Below are 17744 nucleotides of genomic sequence, written 5' to 3' on the forward strand. Positions count from 1 at the left end.
CGTGATTTCTAGAAATATAGTTCGAATACGAGAGTATAGGAAAGAAGCCTAACGATAATTGATATTTTTGCACGAGAAAAAAGCCTAGCAAACTATCAATTTTTTATACGCTAGTCGTATCTTTTTATTTCAGCATAGAAAAATAGGTATATGAAATAAAACATATACAGTGATTCAAAACGAATCAGTAAAAATGTGTACGCCAAAATAAAAGTGTATTCGCTATATAAGCACTAGAAAACATATCCTTCTCCCATCCAGACTATACTGTCGGCCCTAGATTTTCACTAGATCCACCGTTTCCGAGTTGGAAACGGGTCACGGACTTAGAAGTGTGCACTTCATCACCGCCGGTTGGGAATTTCACCCGACCCCGAAGGATGCTGTTTGCTCACATTATAGCACAAAAAAGAAAAAAGGATAGTAAAAAATATTTGAATGTGAAGAATTGTATGAAAATGAAGGGTGAAATAAACTTTGTTATACTAGTATGGGAAAGACTTCAATACATACATAAATGAGGTGGAAATATGAAATATATTGCAGTAGGAATCGGTGGTATTGTTGGAGCTTTAGCACGGTACGAATTAGGACAATGGGTTGGTATTCATTCAGTCGATTCTTTTCCGCTGGCAACATGGTCAGCGAATATGATTGGTAGTTTTTTATTGGCATTTTTAACGATGTATTTGTTTCGTATGAAACATGTTTCACAAGTGATAATGAGTAGCATTGGAACAGGAATGATTGGTTCTTTTACCACTTTTTCAACATTTAACGTAGAGACGTTGAAATTCATGCAGCATGAAGCGTTTCTTATGGCATTTTATTATGTGAGTACAAGTGTAGTTGGAGGATTGCTCTTTTCTTTATTTGGGTTTTATCTTGGAAATGCATTATATGAAAAAAGCATGAAGAAAGAAGCATGAAGAAAGAAGGAGCACTATGAATATTTTGCTTGTAGGAATCGGTGGTTTTTTCGGAGCAATTGCTAGATTTTCTATTAGTAATGCAATGAAAGAAAAGTACGGAAGCTTGTTTCCATATGGAACACTATTTGTAAATATATTAGGCTCATTTTTACTAGGTTTATTGTATGGAGCCGAGGTGAGTAGTACATGGCTATTATTATGCGGAACAGGATTTATGGGAGCATTTACTACTTTTTCAACATTTAAGCTTGAAATTGTTCAATTGATACATAAGCGAGAAGGACAAAAGGCTGTATTGTATTTAATAATGAGTTATATGCTAGGCATTTTTTCGGCATTTTTAGGTTTTTATATAGGGCATATATAAGAAGCGCGCGCAAGTCATTGCGCGTGCTTCTTATATCATTATTCTCCCTTTGGTGCTCGAACAACAGATTCAAATTTTCCTTTATGCGAAGCGTCGCAATAAGGCATATTTTTTGATAAGCCACAGCGACATAAAGAAAATGCAGGTTTTGCCGGGAAAGCATTCCCTTGTGAGTCGATTAATTCCACATCCCCTGTAATGCGAAATGAACCATTATCATTTACTTTAATTTGAACTTTTACCAACGTTATTCCCCTCCTCTCAAACGCTTATGTTCATCATATAATTGTAGGAAGCACTTGACAATAAGAAAACAGTTCTTTGTGTGTAGGGGCAGAGAATGTTATAATAACGTTTATAACTGAAATACAGTAAGGTGACGAAACATGAATAAACAATTACGTACATTACAAATTATTGCAAATGAGCGCACTTGGGCATCATTTTTAAATGATAATCATCCATATAGCTTACTTCATTGGTCGATTGCAGGTGTGGGACAAGAAGCAAAAGATGTGTGGCTTTTGCAAGATGAGGTAACATTTCAAACGACAGAATTTCAAACGCTTGATGAAGCGGTAAAATGGATTTCTGAAAATATGGAACAAGTTACAGATGTTTTAGCGCAGTAACATGAAAAAACAGGCTTATGCAAGCCTGTTTTTTGTTTCTTTTACATATGTTTCTAAGAATTGATCAACGGCATCCTCATACTCTTGTTTATTTTCGTTATAAGAGCAAGCGTGTGCACCGTGTTCTGCAATAAAGAGCTGTTTATTATTTTCTTTTGCTTCATAAAGGGCTTTTGTCATATCACATAAAATATAGTCATCGTCTTTACTATGAATAAAAAGGACTGGATTATTTATGTTTTTTACACAATCGATAGGAGAAACTTCACGTATTGTATAACCGTCTCGTACTTTTAAAACGGCATTTGCCAATGGTAGTAGTGGCCATTTTGGTAAATGAAACTCGACTTTTAAGCGATGGTGTAATTGTTCGTAGAAGTCAGAAAATGGACAATCTGCAATGTAAAAATCAGCACCGTCTTCCACCATACCTGCGTATTGTAGCAATGTCGCTGCTCCCATTGATTCTCCATGAACACCAAGTATAATATTTGTACCAAAACGGTCTTTGAGCCAGTCAACTACCGTCTTTAAATCATATTTTTCGTAATAGCCATAACTTGTCGTTTTACCACCTGTTTTACCATGGCGACGATGATCATAAATAAATACATTGTAGCCTCTGTTTAAAAATAAATTTGCATATTTGACAGAGTTTATTTTATTTACGGTTACACCGTGGCAAAAAATCATAAATTTATTAGAATTGCCTGCAGAAATGTAGTAGCCGTGAAGATCGTATTTAAATTGAGACGGGATACGAACCTCTTCTTTTGGAATGGCGTTAAAATCCTCTAAGCGAAAGTGTTTTTTTGTTTCACGTTCTAAAATTTCTTCCTCTGTTTTTTTCTTTAAATACATTACTTTATTGGTAAAGAAAATACCGATACCAATTAATGCTCCTATTATGGTTAGCAATGCTGTGAAAAAACGTTTCATATCTTACCTCATCCTCCAAATATCTCTGCATATGATACACTTATATTGTATCATAATGATGTAAAAAGGGGAGAGAGTGGGACATGATTCGAATACAAAAAATCACAGTGGAAATGAGAGAAACAATTGCACTTTTTATGCATGAAAATTGGGGAAGCACGTTGATGGTTTCACGTGAAAGAGCACATCAGTTAGATCAATTGCCTGGTTTTATTGCAATTGAGGATAACAGAATAATAGGAATTATTACATATGAAATAAAAGAAAATGATTGTGAGATTGTTTCTTTAGATAGCTTTAAGAAGAACAAGGGAATTGGAACTAAGCTTGTAGAGTACGTAATTGATATTGCAAAAAAACAATGTTGTAAAAAGGTGTGGCTTATTACAACAAACGATAATACAAACGCACTTCGTTTTTATCAGAAACGTGGTTTTGTGATGACGAATTTATATATTGATGCGGTCAAGGAAGCGAGGAAGATAAAGCGAGAAATTCCGCTTATTGGCTATGATAACATCGCGATTTTACATGAAATTCAACTAGAAAAAATGAATTTATAAAATCCATCTTTATATATGTTGAAGATGGAAAATGTAAGAAGTATTTTGTGTAACAATTTTCAGAAATATAAAATAATACTCTTGACGAATGCCCTACTTTGTTTTAGGTTTAAATTGTAAGCTATTACCATATTAAGGGGTGACGATGTGGCAACCATACGTGATGTTGCAAAATTGGCCGGTGTTTCAGTCGCAACCGTTTCACGAGTCATTAATGAAAAAGGGTATGTTCATGAGGATACAGTAAAACAAGTAAAACAAGCAATTGAAGAACTACAGTATAAACCAAATGCTGTAGCGAAGGCATTATTTAAAAAATCTTCGACAATGATTGCTATATTAGTATCAAATTTAGAAGATCCATCCTATATAACATTACTTCGTTCAGTAGAAGAGGCTGCATATAAAGAAGGATATCAAATTGTTATTTGTAATGCAGAAAATAAAATAGGATATATAGATATATTAATGCAAAATAATATTGCTGGCGTTATTATGACGAAAGATGTATTTGAGCATATGAAGCAACTTTCCCTTCCATTTGTTGTACTTGAGGGCGGAACAGAGGCAGCATCTATTTCTACATATTATGAAAGTGGTAGAAAGGCCGTTACTGTATTGAAAGAAAAAGGTTGTCATTTTCTTGCTTATATTGGGGACAAGATAGAAGACGAAGCAATGGAAGGGCACACTGCTGGTTTTTTAGATGCTGTTTGGGATGAAGGAATTGCTTATCGAGAAGAAAAAATAAAGGGACAAGATGAGGAAAGTCAAATTGCTGAATTATTACGGAAGCATCCTTATATAGATGGTATAGTAGCTGCTAGCGATGCGATTGCAATTGCTACAATTCGCGCGGCGAATGCTCTTGATCTCCATATACCGAATCATTTACAAGTCATTGGTTTTAAGGGAAGTTTACAAGGTGAATGGGTTACACCATCTTTGACAACAATTGGAAGTTCTTTTGAAAAGCAAGGAGTATTAGCTGTACAAAGATTGGTAGGAAAAATGAAAAAGGAACAAGTAAAACTTGAGGAAGTGAAGCAAGAGTTTATATTAATCGAACGAGAATCTACAAAGTAAAAGGTGCGTCTAGTAAACGCACCTTTTTTATAATGTTATAGCAGCAATAAAGCCGAATATAAGTAACGGAATATTGTAGTGAAGAAAAGTTGGGACACACGTATCCCATATATGATGATGCCTGCCATCAGCATTTAAACCTGAGGTAGGTCCTAGTGTACTATCAGATGCTGGAGAACCAGCATCACCTAATGCACCAGCTGTACCGATAATAGCGATGGTTGCCATCGGGCTAAACCCAAGTTGGATACATAGCGGGACGAAGATGGTTGTTAAAATCGGAATGGTAGAAAAGGAAGAACCGATTCCCATCGTAACGAGCAGACCGATAACAAGCATAAGAAAGGCAGCGAGGGGTTTGTTGTTTCCAATTAAATTGACGCTTGTCTGAACAAGTGATTCAACATGCCCTGTTTTCCGAAGAACTGCTCCGAATCCAGCGGCAGAAATCATGACGAAACCGATAAATGACATCATTCGCATACCACTTGTTAAAATAGCATCAGCTTCTTTTAAAGGAAGGCTACCACTAACGGATAATACAATGATTCCAGCTAGTGCGCCAAAAATCATGGATTCTGTTGCTAGCTGCACACTTAGTGTTGCGATAATAGACAATAACCCAAAGGAAATGCTTCTTTTTGTATAAGGAGCGGCTTCATCAGATGCGGCATGAATAGGTTCGGTGTGATAAGTACGCGGTTTACGATATGTAATGAAAACAGCGATACATAGGCCGATAATCATTCCTATTGCTGGAATTGTCATTGCTTTTGGGATGAGCGCTACATCAAATGTAAGTCCGCTTTGCTGTGCATTTGTTTGTAGTACATCGTGATAAATTTTTCCAAATCCAGCTGGAACCCACATGTAAGGAGTGATTAATCCGAATGTAATAATACATGTAACAAGCCGGCGGTCCACTTTCAGTTCATTTAGTACTTTTAAAAGCGCTGGAATTAGAATAGGGATAAAAGCAATATGAACCGGAATAACATTTTGTGAAAAACAAGCCATTGCCAAAATAATAAACAAAATGAGTATTTTTGAATATGTTTGCTTTTGTGTGTCTTTTTCGTTACCAACTAAGTTCAGTGCAGTATGAATCATAGCGTCGGGCAGACCTGTTTTGGAAAGAGAAATAGCAAAACCTCCGAGCATGGCGTAACTTAAAGCGATTGGAGCACTGTTTCCAAGACCCGTAGTAAAAGTATGAATTGTTTCTGAAATTCCAAGTCCACCAATTAGTCCACCTGTTAAGGCACCGATGATAATAGCGACAATGACTTGGACACGTAATAAACTAAGCAGTAGCATCACTGCTACTGCGATGAGTACAGCGTTCATAATAAATGTAATCTCCCTGATCTTTTTCTGTTTGTGCAGCTTATTCTGGATAGAAATGCTTACTAACTTGAGTAAAGTTGCGACATGTAATTATAAAATGTTTTCTGTGAAATGTAAAAGGTATAACGATTACTAGTGTGGAAAAGATAGCTCTTGTTTAATAGAGCATAAAGACTTTGCAAACAGTTTAGGTTCTTCTAAATTTGGTGAATGAGCAGAGTTTGGGAACCAAATCATTTTTTTGATGGGTGCTTGAATTGTATCGCAATATTGTTGAACGAGTGCATAAGGTGTTTGATAGTCGAAACGACCAGAACAAAAATAAACAGGTACGGAAAGTTTTGAGATTGAAGAAAAGAAATCTACTGTCAGCATTTCTTCCCATAATGCCCCAGATTTCATATTTCCTGCGAGAAATCTCACCCAATCTAGCGATGTATATTCTGAAGAAAATATCCCTTTACGAATGAAAGAAAACGAAGTCCCGTTTTGAACTGCTCCTCCAAATGTACCGAGCCACTTCCTTTGAATGATAAGACGCCGCATATCTAGAAAAGGAGGTTTTCCTAGTTTTGTTAGAGAGGTCAATGCCCGCTCGTGTCCATGTTTTTTTGCAGAATGAATTAAATGCTGATAGAGCAATTCTTCGTTTTGCTTCATATGCACAATCTGACCGATGCCAATGTAGGCTTCGATGTATTCTGGATATTGATTTGCGATTTGTAGACCGATAATACTTCCCCAAGAATGTCCAGCGAGAAATAGTTTTTGTTTTTTGAAGCAAGAAAGAAGATATTTTATTACTTCAAGTGCATCTAAAACAAATTGTTCAATTGTGAAAGGTGCTTTTATATCCCGCCAAGAAAAGGATTTTCCAGCTCCGCGTTGATCCCAATTGACAACAATAAAGTGCTTTTCTAAGTCTTCTTGAAAATGGCGAATGAACCCAATTTGCGCTATACCAGGACCGCCATGACAGCATAATAAAATAGGCTGATTTACGTCTTGACCACGAATGAGTAGAGATTGCTGATGATTGTTAATCGTCACGCTTTCTATCGTAGCGACGCTATTTGGAGTTGGATTCTTAAATTCGTTGTAAAACTGTGGAGTGTGGCTACGAAACAGCATATAAAAAACCTCCTTTTCTCTAATGGTATGTATCGCAAGGGTGTACGATTTTGCATATACTATTAAGAAATTATTGTATCATAACATGCCGACTGTATTTCAACTATGAGAGCTCAGGGAGAGGGGGAAGGAAGTGACGGTTGGAGAAATTATAGATTGCTTAAACAAACGTGAACCACTTGCTATTATTGCGAAACGCCTCGACATGAGCCCATATGCATTGTCGAAAAAGTTAAGAGTGCTTGGATATGAATATGATGGTGAACAGCAGAAACGAATATTCATTGGAGAGGGAGAAGAGCCCCGCCATTTATATCTTCAAGAAGCTACTGCGCTTCAATATGTAAAAACAGATTATCAGGTTTTGATTTATGAACAATTGCAAAAAATTTATGAATTACTGCGAAAACGAGAGGAACTTATTATCCCCAAAATAGTCAAAAGTAATGAGAAGAAAAAACGTACTTTTTCTATATGTACGGAAATTTTAGAGAAACTAGACGTTGTATCGGATGCAACAGGTATTCATAAATCTAGAATTGTAGAAGAAGCGTTGATAGAATTTTTGCGGAAATATGAAGAAGCTGATGAAATGTATCAGGATAAATGAAAGAAAGGATACTATGTTCAATGTAAGAGCATGTATCCTCTGTATTTTTATCTAGCTATTTGTGGATAGTTAGAGTTTTTAGTGAAAGTAAAGGAGTTAGGTGGGGATGAGAAAATCTTCATGGATTAGGCATTTGCTTTGTATAAAACAATTATTATTTTTTAGCTTTTAAAAAATAATATAGGAACCAAACGGCGTGATTTTGTTCATCTGCTGCTGTTCTACGAAATGTCTCTTTAATATATTGATCTGTAGTATCATCTGCAATTTTTAAGTAAAAATCGACTGTTCGTTGCTCATCTTGTAGCGCGTATTCTAATCCATTCACATAAGAATCTGGACATTGTTCAATAATTTTTGGCTGAGGTTGTTTACCGGTTAAATGAATATAAATTTGTACAAATTGCTGGAAATGTTTTATTTCGTCTTGTCGGATTTCGAGTATTTGATTGCGTTCATTATCTTGTGGAGCTAAATTAGCTAATTTAGCATAGCAATTTATTGCACTATACTCTCCGTTAATTGCATTTTCAATGTCATGAATTAGCTTGTCGTTTTGTCTGTATATCAAATTGTAATCATTTGAATAAGAATACATACGTTCGCCTCCCAGTTTCTGCTCATATATCCTACGAGAAATCAATATACTGAGTGCATATCCTTTAAAAGGTTATTTAGGGGAAAGTGAATTTTTATTGCATGTCCTTTCTCCATAGAGATCAATAAAAAGCCCTGTATTCTAATGGAATACAGGGTTCTTATCATAAAGATTAATTTTTGGAAAATCATAATTTAATAATATAGTTTCTCTCTTTTTTATAAATTTATTTAAAAGAAAAGTTAATTAACTTTTTGAATTCTCCCATCAATAATAGGTTGAATCGGTTCTTTTACTTGTTTTACATAATCCACTAACGCTTCGAAATCAGTTGGTCCTGTTTCGGCATCTTTTCCATTTTTAAAGGATACAAATCCATCACCGCCTGAAGCTAGAAAGGCATTTGCAACGACGCTGTAAGTTTTAGAGGCAACTAACTCTTCTCCGTTTGTTAAGTGGATATTTGTAACTTTTTCACCATTTGGTTTATTCGCATCCCAAGTGTACTGAATACCTGAAATTTGAAGCATTCTTGTTATGTCTTTTTGCCATTGTTGATTTAAAATATCTCGAATGTCTTGACCAGTTAAATTAACTTTTATCAATTGATTCCCAAATGGTTGAATGCCATATAATTCTCCCCATGTAATATCGCCAGCATCTAGATCATTGCGAATACCACCAGGATTCATGAGGGCAATTTGAGTATTCATGGTCGAGCGCTGAACATCAGCAATTAAATTTCCAAGAGTGGATTCACCCGCGGCATTTTGTTTACGATCCATTGGAGCGGTAGATTTTCCAACAACCTGATTTACAAGAGGAGCAATTTTTTCTTGATACTGATCCATTTTCTTTTTCACTTGTTGGTCAGGTTTTATTCCTTCATGGTAGGTTGTAACAACTTCTGCTTTTTTCTCAATAATATCTTTTGTTTTACGATCAATTTTTACATCGACATCAGCGAAAGCCATTCCATAAGAATTTGCTTGTACGACAAGTTTGTTATTAACGGTTCCATTTACATAAGTGTGACTATGACCGCCGAAAATGACATCGACTTCTGGAGCAGTCTCATTTGCTAAGCGAACGATATCGCCATTTGTTACGCCGTTATCATCCGTTGTACCTCCATTATGTGCAAGAACAACGATCGATTTAACACCTAGTTTTTTCAGTTGTTTTACGGATGTGTTAATTGCTTCAACTTCATCTGTAATTTGTACATTTTTTAGCATAGTAGGCATAACAACGTTAGGAACATCAGTTGTTACAACCCCGATAAAGCCGACAGGAACTCCTTGTACCATTTTTACAGTAAATGGTGGTAGAAATAAGCGTCCAGTTGATTTATTGTAGAAATTTGCAGCAACATAAGGGAAGTTTGCTCCTTTAAAATTCCCTGTTTTTTCGTGATACCCACCGTAAATAAGGCGATTCATTTCGTTAATACCTTCGTCAAATTCATGATTTCCAATAGTTCCAACATCAAAACCTAGATCATTTAAAAATTCAATTGTAGGTTCATCTTGCAATAATGCAGAAACTGGAGGACTTGCTCCGACAATATCGCCAGCATGAACCATAAGTGTATTTGGGTTTTGTTTTTCACGATCACGTAAATAAGCAGCTAAGTATTCAGCTCCCCCTGCTTCTTTGTTGTTAATTTTCTTTACAGTGTCTAGTTGACCGTGAAGGTCGTTAATACCAAGCATTTGTACGTCTATGTAGCGATTTTGTTCTGCTGGTACTTGAGATGGAGGTGCAGCAAATACACTTGAAAAAGTAATTGTACTTAATACTAAAGCTGCAGGAATGACTTTTTTCCACATGAGTTTTCTCTCCCTTTTTTATAATCTGACATCATACGACATAATTTTAATAGATTAAGAGAGTTATTGCTATAAAAATTCTTTTTATTATAAAAATTAATAAATTTTTATTTTGCTCTTTACATCTTTACAAAATAAAAATAATAGGGAAATCGAAAGTGAATGGTCTTTTTTATTGTCGAGAGTAAGGTATTTCCCCTATAATGGAGAAAAAAGTAAAAGGTGAGCAGTATGAAGAAAAAGAAACAGAGACAAATGCAAAGACAAACGCAAATGAATCAGCCAGAGAAGAAGGATTCCATTACACTTGGTGATCAATTGAATGAATCGTTAATGAATCAATTGAAAAGTAAGAAGAAAGAATTACAAGTAAGAGCGGAGCAAAAAGAACTAGAAGAACAAGAAAGAAAGCGTAAAGAGAAAAAGGAACGTGAAAAGAATAAATCGTTTGAAGAACTGTTAAGTGAAAGTAATCTCACTTGGAAAGACTTTAAATAATATAAAAAATCATCAGTGCAATTGTCCTGATGATTTTTTAACGATTTGATAAGAAAAGGAGAATTGGGATGAGAAAGATTGTAGTCGTTCCTTATGAAAACCATTGGGGTGAGAAATTTCAAATAGAATCACAGAGGTTAAAAGCAGCGATGCCAGAACATGTGAAATTACATCACATTGGTAGCACATCAGTACCGGGACTCGCAGCAAAGCCAATTGTTGATATGATTATGGAAGTAGAGAACATTGAGAGCGTAGATCATTGGAATGAATGTTTTCAACAACTTGGCTACATTGTAAAAGGTGAGAATGGTATCCCGGGTCGTCGCTTTTTTATTCATGGAACAGAAGGAAAACGATCGTATCATTTACATGTTTTCGAAACAGGAAATCCGGAAATTACACGTCATTTAGCATTTCGCGATTATATGATGGCACACTGTGAAGAGGCAGAGGTATATGCGGCATTGAAAAAAGATTTAGCAGAAAAGTTTACATATGATGGAGATCAATATACAGAAGGAAAGAATGACTTCGTGCATAATATTGATGAGAAAGCACTTGAGTGGAGAAAAAATAACGGAAGCGAGTAAGCTTGCGTTATTTTTTGTAAGGGGAGAGAAGAGATGAGAAAGATTATGATTATTGGTTCTGGGGGAGCTGGAAAATCAACTTTTGCACGGCGATTAGGGGAGATACTACAACTTCCAGTATCTCATCTTGATGCACTCTATTGGAAAAAAGATTGGGTGCTAGCAAGTCGCGAAGAACAAATACAGGTACAAAAAGAATTAGTAACGCAGGAAGCTTGGATTATCGATGGAAACTATGGATTTACAATGGATATACGATTAGAGGCAGCTGATACCATTATCTTTATTGATTTACCAAGAATACAATGTTTATATCGCGTAATAAAAAGAAGGATACAATATCATAATAAAACGCGCCCTGATATGGGAGAAGGGTGTGAAGAACAATTAGATTTTGAGTTCTTGAAGTGGGTATGGACGTATCCAAAAGTGAAACGACCTGCTATTTTGGGGAAAATACAAGCTGTATCTGCTGAGAAAAATATTGTTATTTTCAAATCTTCAGCTGAAATAGAGGAGTTTTTACAAAAGCTATAAGATAACAGTCTTATTTAATAAAATTATTATGTTAACTGTATATATTTTTTGACTTTTTTCAAGAATCTTGTTCAAATAAAGTGACGGTTATAAAATTTAGCGGCACCCTGTCTATAGAATTCGCAGGAGAGAAGAAGGAGGAACAGCCTATCATGTATATTCCAACAACTACACTTCATAATGGCGTGAAAATGCCGATGCTTGGTTTAGGTGTATATAAAGCAAAAGAGGGAGAAGAGGTAAAGCAAGCGGTAAAAACAGCTTTAGAAGTTGGATATCGCTCTATTGATACAGCGACTGTATATGAAAATGAAAGCGGTGTCGGAGAAGCGGTTCGTGAATCAGGGATCGCACGTGAAGAATTGTTTATTACGACAAAAGTATGGAATGACGATCAAGGCTATGAAGCAACACTTCAAGCATTTGACAAAAGTTTGAAGGAATTACAAATGGATTATGTGGATTTATATTTGATTCACTGGCCAATAAGAGGGAAATACATAGATACATATCGTGCTCTTGAGAAATTATATGAAGAAGGAAAAGCACGTGCAATTGGTGTTTCAAATTTTCATCAGCACCATTTAGAACAGTTGTTGCCAAATTGTAATGTGAAGCCGATGGTGAACCAAGTAGAGCTCCATCCGATGCTTGCACAGTTTGAATTACGGGATTTTTGTCAAAATGAACAAATTCAAATGGAAGCATGGAGCCCGTTAATGAGAGGCGGCGAAGTATTTCAGCATCCGATTATTCAAGAAATTGCTAAAAAGTATGAAAAAACGCCTGCTCAAATTATTTTACGCTGGGATATTCAAAGTGGCATTGTAACAATCCCTAAATCTGTTACACCATCGCGTATTCAAGAGAACTTTACTATTTTTGATTTTTCATTAACAGAAGAAGAAATCAAACAAATTGATACGCTTGATCGCAATTTACATGTTGGAACAAATCCTGATAAATACGATACGATGTAAAAAAATGCTACCGATTACGGTAGCATTTTTTATCGGTGTAATGTGTATGTATCGCATTTAACAGCTGCTTGAATTTGTTTATATTCTTCAGTTGTTAATGGAGATTGATTGTTAGCTTGTACATTTTCTTGTAGTTGCTGGATGGAGCTAGCGCCAGGAATAACAGCTGCCACAATCGGGTCATGTAAACAATATTGAAGAGCTGTTTCAGTTAACGAACGTTCCTTTGTAATTTCTTTTACAGTAGTTAATGTTTTTATTAACTCATCATAAGAATAAGAAAGATAATCTTTTTCTTTTACTTTTTCTATCTTTCTTTCATTGTTATCAGTTAACAATCCTTTCGCAAGTGGTCCTCGTGCAATGATGCTAATTTGATGTTCCTGAAGTAGTGGAAACCATTCTTCAGGCTGGCGATTTAAAAGACTATATTCCATCAATACACTAACGATATTAGAACGTTTTGCATATTCACGAATGACATTTGGACGGATAGAAGAAATTCCGTAATGACGAATCACACCTTCTTGTTTTAATTCTTCAAATGCTTCGATTGTTTCATCGATAGGATCTTCGATTGTCCCGCCGTGAAGTTGATATAAATCAATATAATCCGTTCGCAGGCGGCGTAAACTTTCTTTTACCTCTGCTTTTATATAAGCTTTAGAAGGGTCCCAAGACCAGCCGTTTTTCTCCTCGACCCAGCGGTTTCCTACTTTCGTTGTAAGAACAATTTGATCGCGTTTTCCCTTAAGAGCTTTTCCAACAAATTCTTCATTTAATCCATAATTGTATAAGTCTGCTGTATCAAAAAAATTAATTCCTAAATCCATTGCTTCATGGATGATGTGGATCGCTTCATGTTCGTTGGTGCCAAGGGACATACAACCGAGTCCCATTTCAGTAACATATAAATCTGAGTTTCCTAATTGACGTTTTTTCATAGGCCAACCTCCTTACTTGTATTGTACGAGAGCAGAAGAAGGTTGACAAATGTTTACTTTTTGTTTGCGGTAATCCATTCTTTTACAGTTTTATATTCTTTTCCGTACTGCTTTAGCTGATGCCGAATTTGCCAAGCCTTTCCGACCAACGTGATACGATTTGGTAAAATATATACTTTCATTTTTATCACGCTCCTTTCAGTGTGGTAAAATGTATGAAGAACAATTAGGAAATAGAATAGGGAGATGAAATATTGTGAGTAATCTTGCAGAGAGAACGATTGCAACCGAACCGATTTTTGATGGGAAAGTTATTAAAGTTCGTGTTGATGATGTAGTATTGCCAAATGGAGAAGTGAGTAAACGTGAGATTGTCAATCATCCTGGTGCGGTTGCTATAATTGCTGTGACAGATGAAAAGAAAATCGTGCTTGTTGAGCAGTACCGTAAAGCATTAGAAAAAGAGATTGTAGAAATTCCTGCTGGAAAATTAGAGCCTGGAGAAAAGCCAGAGGTAACAGCGGTTCGTGAATTAGAAGAAGAGACAGGGTATGTATGTGACAAAATGGAATTTGTTACATCTTTCTATACATCACCTGGTTTTGCGGATGAAATTCTATATGTATACAAAGCAATTGGATTGAAGAAAAAGGAAAATAAAGCAGCTTTAGATGAAGATGAGTTTGTGGAATTAATGGAAGTTTCATTAGAAGAAGCAGTTGAACTTATGAAAAATCAACGTATCCATGATGCAAAGACTATGTTCGCTGTGCAATACTTGCAATTACAAAAATAAACACTCGCCCAAGGCGAGTGTTTTAATTAATTTTGGCGTATACGCGTGTGTCACGTAAGCTACCGTCTGGAGCAAGAAAGTCGTTTTCTAGTGTACCTTCTAAAATAAATTCAAGACGTTCTGCTAAGGTACATGCATTTACATTTGTAGCATCACAGCGAATTTCAAGTCGTCTCGCACCAAGTTTATCAAAAGCAAACTGGACAGCGCCTTTTACTGCTTCTGTCATATAACCTTGTTTTGTATAAGTGCTATGTAACCAGAAACGAAGTGAAAATTTCGGAATATCCCAGTTTTCTGGATGAAGGGTAAGAGCTCCAATAAACGTACCAGATACTTTATCATATAAGTGAAAAGCTAATGTTTCACGAAGTAAAAATTGTCCGTGAGCTTCTCGAACTATTTCCTCAGCACTTTCTTCTGTTTCAGATGTAATGGACATCCAAGGTTGTAAGTCTTCTACAGAAGTTTGAATTGCTTCATACACCTCTGTTCCATCACCTGGAAATGGTTTGCGTACTTGCAGGCGCTCAGTTTGAAATAATGTTGGAAAATCTAATAATAATGGTTTCAAGCAAAATCCCTCCTATTCTCTACTTTTAAGTTTAGCAAAGTAGAGCGGAATTTCAATGTTAATTCGTCATACTTTTTTCTTTCTTTCATACATTTTAGTAAGAGTGTGAACGGAGGGAAGAAAAATGTTACAAAAAACTTGGCAAAATCGTGTAATTTCTCATATCCAAGAGAATTCTTCGCTTTACATATTTGTTTCCGTTTTATTATTGATGGGAGTAGTATTTGGGGCAATTCTTGTAAATAGTTTGCAGGTGAATCAAAAGCAAGATTTATCTTTTTATTTGAACCGATTTTTTGGACAAGTTTCCAAAGGGGAATTTGCAATTGCGAGTGAAATGTTTCGAGAAAGTTACTTTTCACAATTAAAATATATTGGATTTATTTGGTTGTTAGGTATTTCAATTATTGGATTACCACTAATCTTTATTTTATTATTTTTAAAAGGGGTAGTTGTTGGGTTTACAGTAGGTTTTTTAGTGAGTCAGCACGGTTGGGATGGATTGTTATTAGCATTTGTATCCGTGTTGCCACAAAATTTAATTATCATTCCAGCGTTTCTTGTAATGACGACAGTTGCTGCAAGTTTTTCTTTACGTATGATTAGGCATCAATTTATTCGGAAAATCAGCGAGCCGCTATTGCCGATGTTAATACGTTACACTTGCTTTTTTCTAATCATTGGAGTGGTATTAGCAATTGCCTCTAGTATTGAAGCATATGCTTCACCAGTTTTAATGAAAGAAGTCGTGGAGTCTATTAATAAAAAATAAATACTACTTGAGAATAATTATCAAGTTATTTTGATTGTTTTTTCTTTTGACAGAAGCCCTTCTTCTGATATAATGGTGTAAGAGTGGCGAGGAGGGAGTAGTACCGAATGGAAGAGAGAATTGAACGAATTAAGAAGCAATTGCATGCAGCGAGCTATAAGTTAACACCACAACGTGAAGCAACGGTTCGTGTGCTGCTAGAAAATGAAGAAGATCATTTAAGCGCAGAAGATGTTTACCTCCTTGTAAAAGAAAAGTCGCCAGAGATCGGACTAGCAACCGTCTATCGAACTTTAGAGTTATTATCTGAGTTAAAAGTTGTTGATAAAATTAACTTCGGAGACGGTGTTTCACGCTATGACTTACGTCAAGAAGGTGCACAGCGTTTCCATCATCATTTAATTTGTACACAATGCGGTGCTGTACAAGAAATTCAAGAGGATTTACTTGGTGAAGTGGAGAAAAAAGTAGAACGAGACTGGAGCTTTAAGGTAAAAGACCATCGTTTAACTTTCCATGGGATTTGTAAAAATTGTCAAGAAAATGAAACGGATGAAAAATAACCTTTTCCTATCTAGCTAGGAAGAGGTTTTTTTATTTGAATTTAGGTATAAATCGCAGAAAGCTTGGCATATGTTGTAATAACATATATTTTGGAGGAGTTTACAATGCGCCGAGCTTTAAAATTAACTTTTGATGGGATGAAAGTATTTTTATTATTTACAGGTTGTACGATTTTGTTTTATTTCGCTATACTATGGATAAATGAAGAATATGAAAGTTATCATCGTTATGAAAAACCAAAAGAAGAGACAGTAGAAAAAGTATCAGGGAATGAGGAACCAGCAAAAGATGCTTTCGTAAATAGAATGATTTTTTTCTATGAAAATGGGGAGTAGTGTAGATTGGAAGATCAATTAAAAGATTTTATTCATTATATGATTGTTGAAAAAGGGTTAGCTAAAAATACAGTTGTATCCTATGAGCGTGATTTGAAAAGTTATGTGAAGTATTTACAACATGTCGAGCAAATCAAAACATTTCACGAAGTGACAAGGATACACATTGTGAATTTTTTGCAGTATTTAAAAGAGAACGGAAAATCATCAAAAACGTTGGCACGCCACATTGCCTCTATTCGTTCGTTTCATCAGTTTTTACTTCGTGAACGAGTGGTAGAACATGATCCATCTGTACATATTGAAACACCTCAAGGTGAGCGGAAATTACCGAAAGTATTGTCAGTGAGTGAAGTAGAGGCATTGCTTCAAACGCCAAAAGAGACAAGTGCATTCGGTATTCGCGATAAGGCTATGTTAGAGTTATTGTATGCAACAGGACTACGTGTTTCCGAATTAATTGCACTAAATTTAGAGGATGTTCATTTGACAATGGGATTTGTTCGCTGCGTCGGAAAAGGGAATAAAGAAAGAATCATTCCGCTTGGAAGCTTAGCAACGGAAGCAATTCAGCGCTATATTGAAAAGGGAAGAAAAGAATTGATGGGCAAAAAAACAGTAGATGCACTCTTTTTGAACCATCATGGCAACCGCTTATCACGCCAAGGTTTTTGGAAAATTTTAAAACGACTAGCAAAAGAAGCGAATATAGAAAAAGAGCTTACGCCGCATACTTTGCGTCATTCGTTTGCGACACACTTATTGGAAAATGGAGCGGATTTGCGTGCTGTACAAGAAATGCTGGGACATGCAGATATTTCAACAACACAAATTTATACGCATGTTTCAAAAGCTAGATTAAAAGATGTATATAAACAGTTTCACCCGAGAGCATAATGATTATGCTCTTTTTTTATTGTAATATAGGGCGGGAGTGTAAGAGGGAGGTAGTTTTGACGATTCGTATTCTAGTAATTATAGAATGCATTTTGAAAATGGAAAATAAGTAGAAAAAAGAACTTCACAAAAACTTCACAAACATTTCTTATATTGTTTTCAGCAGGAGGCTAGAATACGACTAGTCTTTTCCTCTATACTATGTAGAGTATGAAGG

General features: G+C 35.7%; 24 protein-coding genes and 1 riboswitch. Of the genes, 15 read left to right on the plus strand and 9 right to left on the minus strand.

Annotated elements, in window-relative coordinates; all coding sequences use genetic code 11:
• Positions 1-241: 241 nt before the first annotated feature.
• Positions 242-385: riboswitch (FMN riboswitch) on the minus strand.
• A gap of 145 nt (positions 386-530) precedes the next feature.
• A complete protein-coding gene (crcB, locus tag MHH45_RS23220) occupies positions 531-929 on the plus strand; it encodes a fluoride efflux transporter CrcB (RefSeq protein ID WP_016116196.1) in 399 nt (132 codons plus the stop codon).
• Positions 930-945: 16 nt separating this feature from the next.
• Positions 946-1299, plus strand: a complete 354-nt coding sequence (gene crcB, locus MHH45_RS23225) for a fluoride efflux transporter CrcB (RefSeq protein ID WP_016116195.1) — start codon at positions 946-948, stop codon at positions 1297-1299.
• A gap of 38 nt (positions 1300-1337) precedes the next feature.
• Here the strand turns inward: crcB (MHH45_RS23225) and MHH45_RS23230 are convergent, their stop codons facing one another.
• Positions 1338-1544 carry a CDGSH iron-sulfur domain-containing protein gene (locus tag MHH45_RS23230; RefSeq protein ID WP_016116194.1) on the minus strand — a complete coding sequence of 69 codons (207 nt, stop codon included), beginning with the start codon at positions 1542-1544 and terminating at the stop codon, positions 1338-1340.
• Positions 1545-1685: 141 nt separating this feature from the next.
• Between MHH45_RS23230 and MHH45_RS23235 the strand changes: the two genes are divergently transcribed.
• Positions 1686-1931 carry a DUF2552 family protein gene (locus MHH45_RS23235; protein ID WP_016116193.1) on the plus strand — a complete coding sequence of 82 codons (246 nt, stop codon included), beginning with the start codon at positions 1686-1688 and terminating at the stop codon, positions 1929-1931.
• A gap of 15 nt (positions 1932-1946) precedes the next feature.
• Here the strand turns inward: MHH45_RS23235 and MHH45_RS23240 are convergent, their stop codons facing one another.
• Positions 1947-2870, minus strand: coding sequence for an alpha/beta hydrolase (locus MHH45_RS23240; RefSeq protein WP_018780820.1), 924 nt, complete (start codon positions 2868-2870; stop codon positions 1947-1949).
• A gap of 83 nt (positions 2871-2953) precedes the next feature.
• On the opposite strand from MHH45_RS23240, the gene MHH45_RS23245 reads away from it, so the two are divergent.
• The gene (locus MHH45_RS23245) at positions 2954-3433 is read left to right on the plus strand and encodes a GNAT family N-acetyltransferase (RefSeq protein WP_016116191.1); all 480 of its coding nucleotides are present in this window, start codon (positions 2954-2956) and stop codon (positions 3431-3433) included.
• Positions 3434-3580: 147 nt separating this feature from the next.
• Positions 3581-4519: a LacI family DNA-binding transcriptional regulator gene (locus tag MHH45_RS23250; protein WP_088093654.1), complete on the plus strand. Its 939-nt coding sequence runs from the start codon at positions 3581-3583 to the stop codon at positions 4517-4519.
• A gap of 27 nt (positions 4520-4546) precedes the next feature.
• Here the strand turns inward: MHH45_RS23250 and MHH45_RS23255 are convergent, their stop codons facing one another.
• Positions 4547-5866: a Na+/H+ antiporter family protein gene (locus MHH45_RS23255; protein WP_016116189.1), complete on the minus strand. Its 1320-nt coding sequence runs from the start codon at positions 5864-5866 to the stop codon at positions 4547-4549.
• 132 nt (positions 5867-5998) lie between these two features.
• Positions 5999-6997, minus strand: coding sequence for an alpha/beta fold hydrolase (locus MHH45_RS23260; RefSeq protein WP_088093653.1), 999 nt, complete (start codon positions 6995-6997; stop codon positions 5999-6001).
• Between the two features lie 133 nt (positions 6998-7130).
• Here MHH45_RS23260 and MHH45_RS23265 point away from each other — a divergent pair, with 133 nt between their 5' ends.
• Positions 7131-7607, plus strand: a complete 477-nt coding sequence (locus MHH45_RS23265; protein WP_016116187.1) for a ribbon-helix-helix domain-containing protein — start codon at positions 7131-7133, stop codon at positions 7605-7607.
• Positions 7608-7761: 154 nt separating this feature from the next.
• Here the strand turns inward: MHH45_RS23265 and MHH45_RS23270 are convergent, their stop codons facing one another.
• Entirely contained in the window at positions 7762-8205 is a 444-nt protein-coding gene (locus MHH45_RS23270; RefSeq protein ID WP_016116186.1) for a ferritin-like domain-containing protein, read from the minus strand.
• 242 nt (positions 8206-8447) lie between these two features.
• Positions 8448-10037: a bifunctional metallophosphatase/5'-nucleotidase gene (locus MHH45_RS23275; RefSeq protein ID WP_088093652.1), complete on the minus strand. Its 1590-nt coding sequence runs from the start codon at positions 10035-10037 to the stop codon at positions 8448-8450.
• A gap of 231 nt (positions 10038-10268) precedes the next feature.
• On the opposite strand from MHH45_RS23275, the gene MHH45_RS23280 reads away from it, so the two are divergent.
• The 4 genes from MHH45_RS23280 (at position 10269) to MHH45_RS23295 (ending at position 12645) form a co-directional block, all read left to right on the plus strand.
• Positions 10269-10535 carry a YqkE family protein gene (locus MHH45_RS23280; protein WP_016116184.1) on the plus strand — a complete coding sequence of 89 codons (267 nt, stop codon included), beginning with the start codon at positions 10269-10271 and terminating at the stop codon, positions 10533-10535.
• Between the two features lie 68 nt (positions 10536-10603).
• The gene (locus tag MHH45_RS23285; protein WP_016116183.1) at positions 10604-11128 is read left to right on the plus strand and encodes a GrpB family protein; all 525 of its coding nucleotides are present in this window, start codon (positions 10604-10606) and stop codon (positions 11126-11128) included.
• Positions 11129-11161: 33 nt separating this feature from the next.
• Entirely contained in the window at positions 11162-11665 is a 504-nt protein-coding gene (locus MHH45_RS23290; RefSeq protein WP_016116182.1) for a DNA topology modulation protein, read from the plus strand.
• Positions 11666-11817: 152 nt separating this feature from the next.
• Complete coding sequence (locus MHH45_RS23295; protein ID WP_016116181.1) at positions 11818-12645, plus strand: aldo/keto reductase; 828 nt, start codon at positions 11818-11820, stop codon at positions 12643-12645.
• A gap of 29 nt (positions 12646-12674) precedes the next feature.
• Here the strand turns inward: MHH45_RS23295 and MHH45_RS23300 are convergent, their stop codons facing one another.
• Positions 12675-13589, minus strand: a complete 915-nt coding sequence (locus tag MHH45_RS23300) for an aldo/keto reductase (protein ID WP_088093651.1) — start codon at positions 13587-13589, stop codon at positions 12675-12677.
• A gap of 53 nt (positions 13590-13642) precedes the next feature.
• A complete protein-coding gene (gene mciZ / locus MHH45_RS23305; RefSeq protein WP_003200060.1) occupies positions 13643-13771 on the minus strand; it encodes a Z-ring formation inhibitor MciZ in 129 nt (42 codons plus the stop codon).
• A gap of 74 nt (positions 13772-13845) precedes the next feature.
• On the opposite strand from mciZ, the gene MHH45_RS23310 reads away from it, so the two are divergent.
• Positions 13846-14385, plus strand: a complete 540-nt coding sequence (locus MHH45_RS23310) for an NUDIX hydrolase (protein ID WP_016131947.1) — start codon at positions 13846-13848, stop codon at positions 14383-14385.
• Positions 14386-14407: 22 nt separating this feature from the next.
• Here MHH45_RS23310 and MHH45_RS23315 read toward each other — a convergent pair whose 3' ends face one another.
• A complete protein-coding gene (locus MHH45_RS23315; RefSeq protein ID WP_088093650.1) occupies positions 14408-14959 on the minus strand; it encodes a GNAT family N-acetyltransferase in 552 nt (183 codons plus the stop codon).
• A gap of 124 nt (positions 14960-15083) precedes the next feature.
• On the opposite strand from MHH45_RS23315, the gene spoIIM reads away from it, so the two are divergent.
• The 4 genes from spoIIM (at position 15084) to xerD (ending at position 17527) form a co-directional block, all read left to right on the plus strand.
• Complete coding sequence (spoIIM, locus tag MHH45_RS23320; protein ID WP_088093649.1) at positions 15084-15731, plus strand: stage II sporulation protein M; 648 nt, start codon at positions 15084-15086, stop codon at positions 15729-15731.
• A gap of 107 nt (positions 15732-15838) precedes the next feature.
• Positions 15839-16294: a ferric iron uptake transcriptional regulator gene (fur, locus tag MHH45_RS23325; RefSeq protein WP_000392653.1), complete on the plus strand. Its 456-nt coding sequence runs from the start codon at positions 15839-15841 to the stop codon at positions 16292-16294.
• Positions 16295-16399: 105 nt separating this feature from the next.
• On the plus strand, positions 16400-16630 hold the full coding sequence (locus MHH45_RS23330) for a YqzK family protein (protein WP_016116176.1): 231 nt from the start codon (positions 16400-16402) through the stop codon (positions 16628-16630).
• A gap of 6 nt (positions 16631-16636) precedes the next feature.
• Positions 16637-17527, plus strand: a complete 891-nt coding sequence (gene xerD, locus MHH45_RS23335; RefSeq protein WP_003208345.1) for a site-specific tyrosine recombinase XerD — start codon at positions 16637-16639, stop codon at positions 17525-17527.
• The last annotated feature ends 217 nt before the right edge of the window (positions 17528-17744 follow it).

The sequence above is a fragment of the Bacillus sp. FSL K6-0042 genome (assembly GCF_038006685.1).
GTDB classification, from domain to species: domain Bacteria; phylum Bacillota; class Bacilli; order Bacillales; family Bacillaceae_G; genus Bacillus_A; species Bacillus_A pseudomycoides.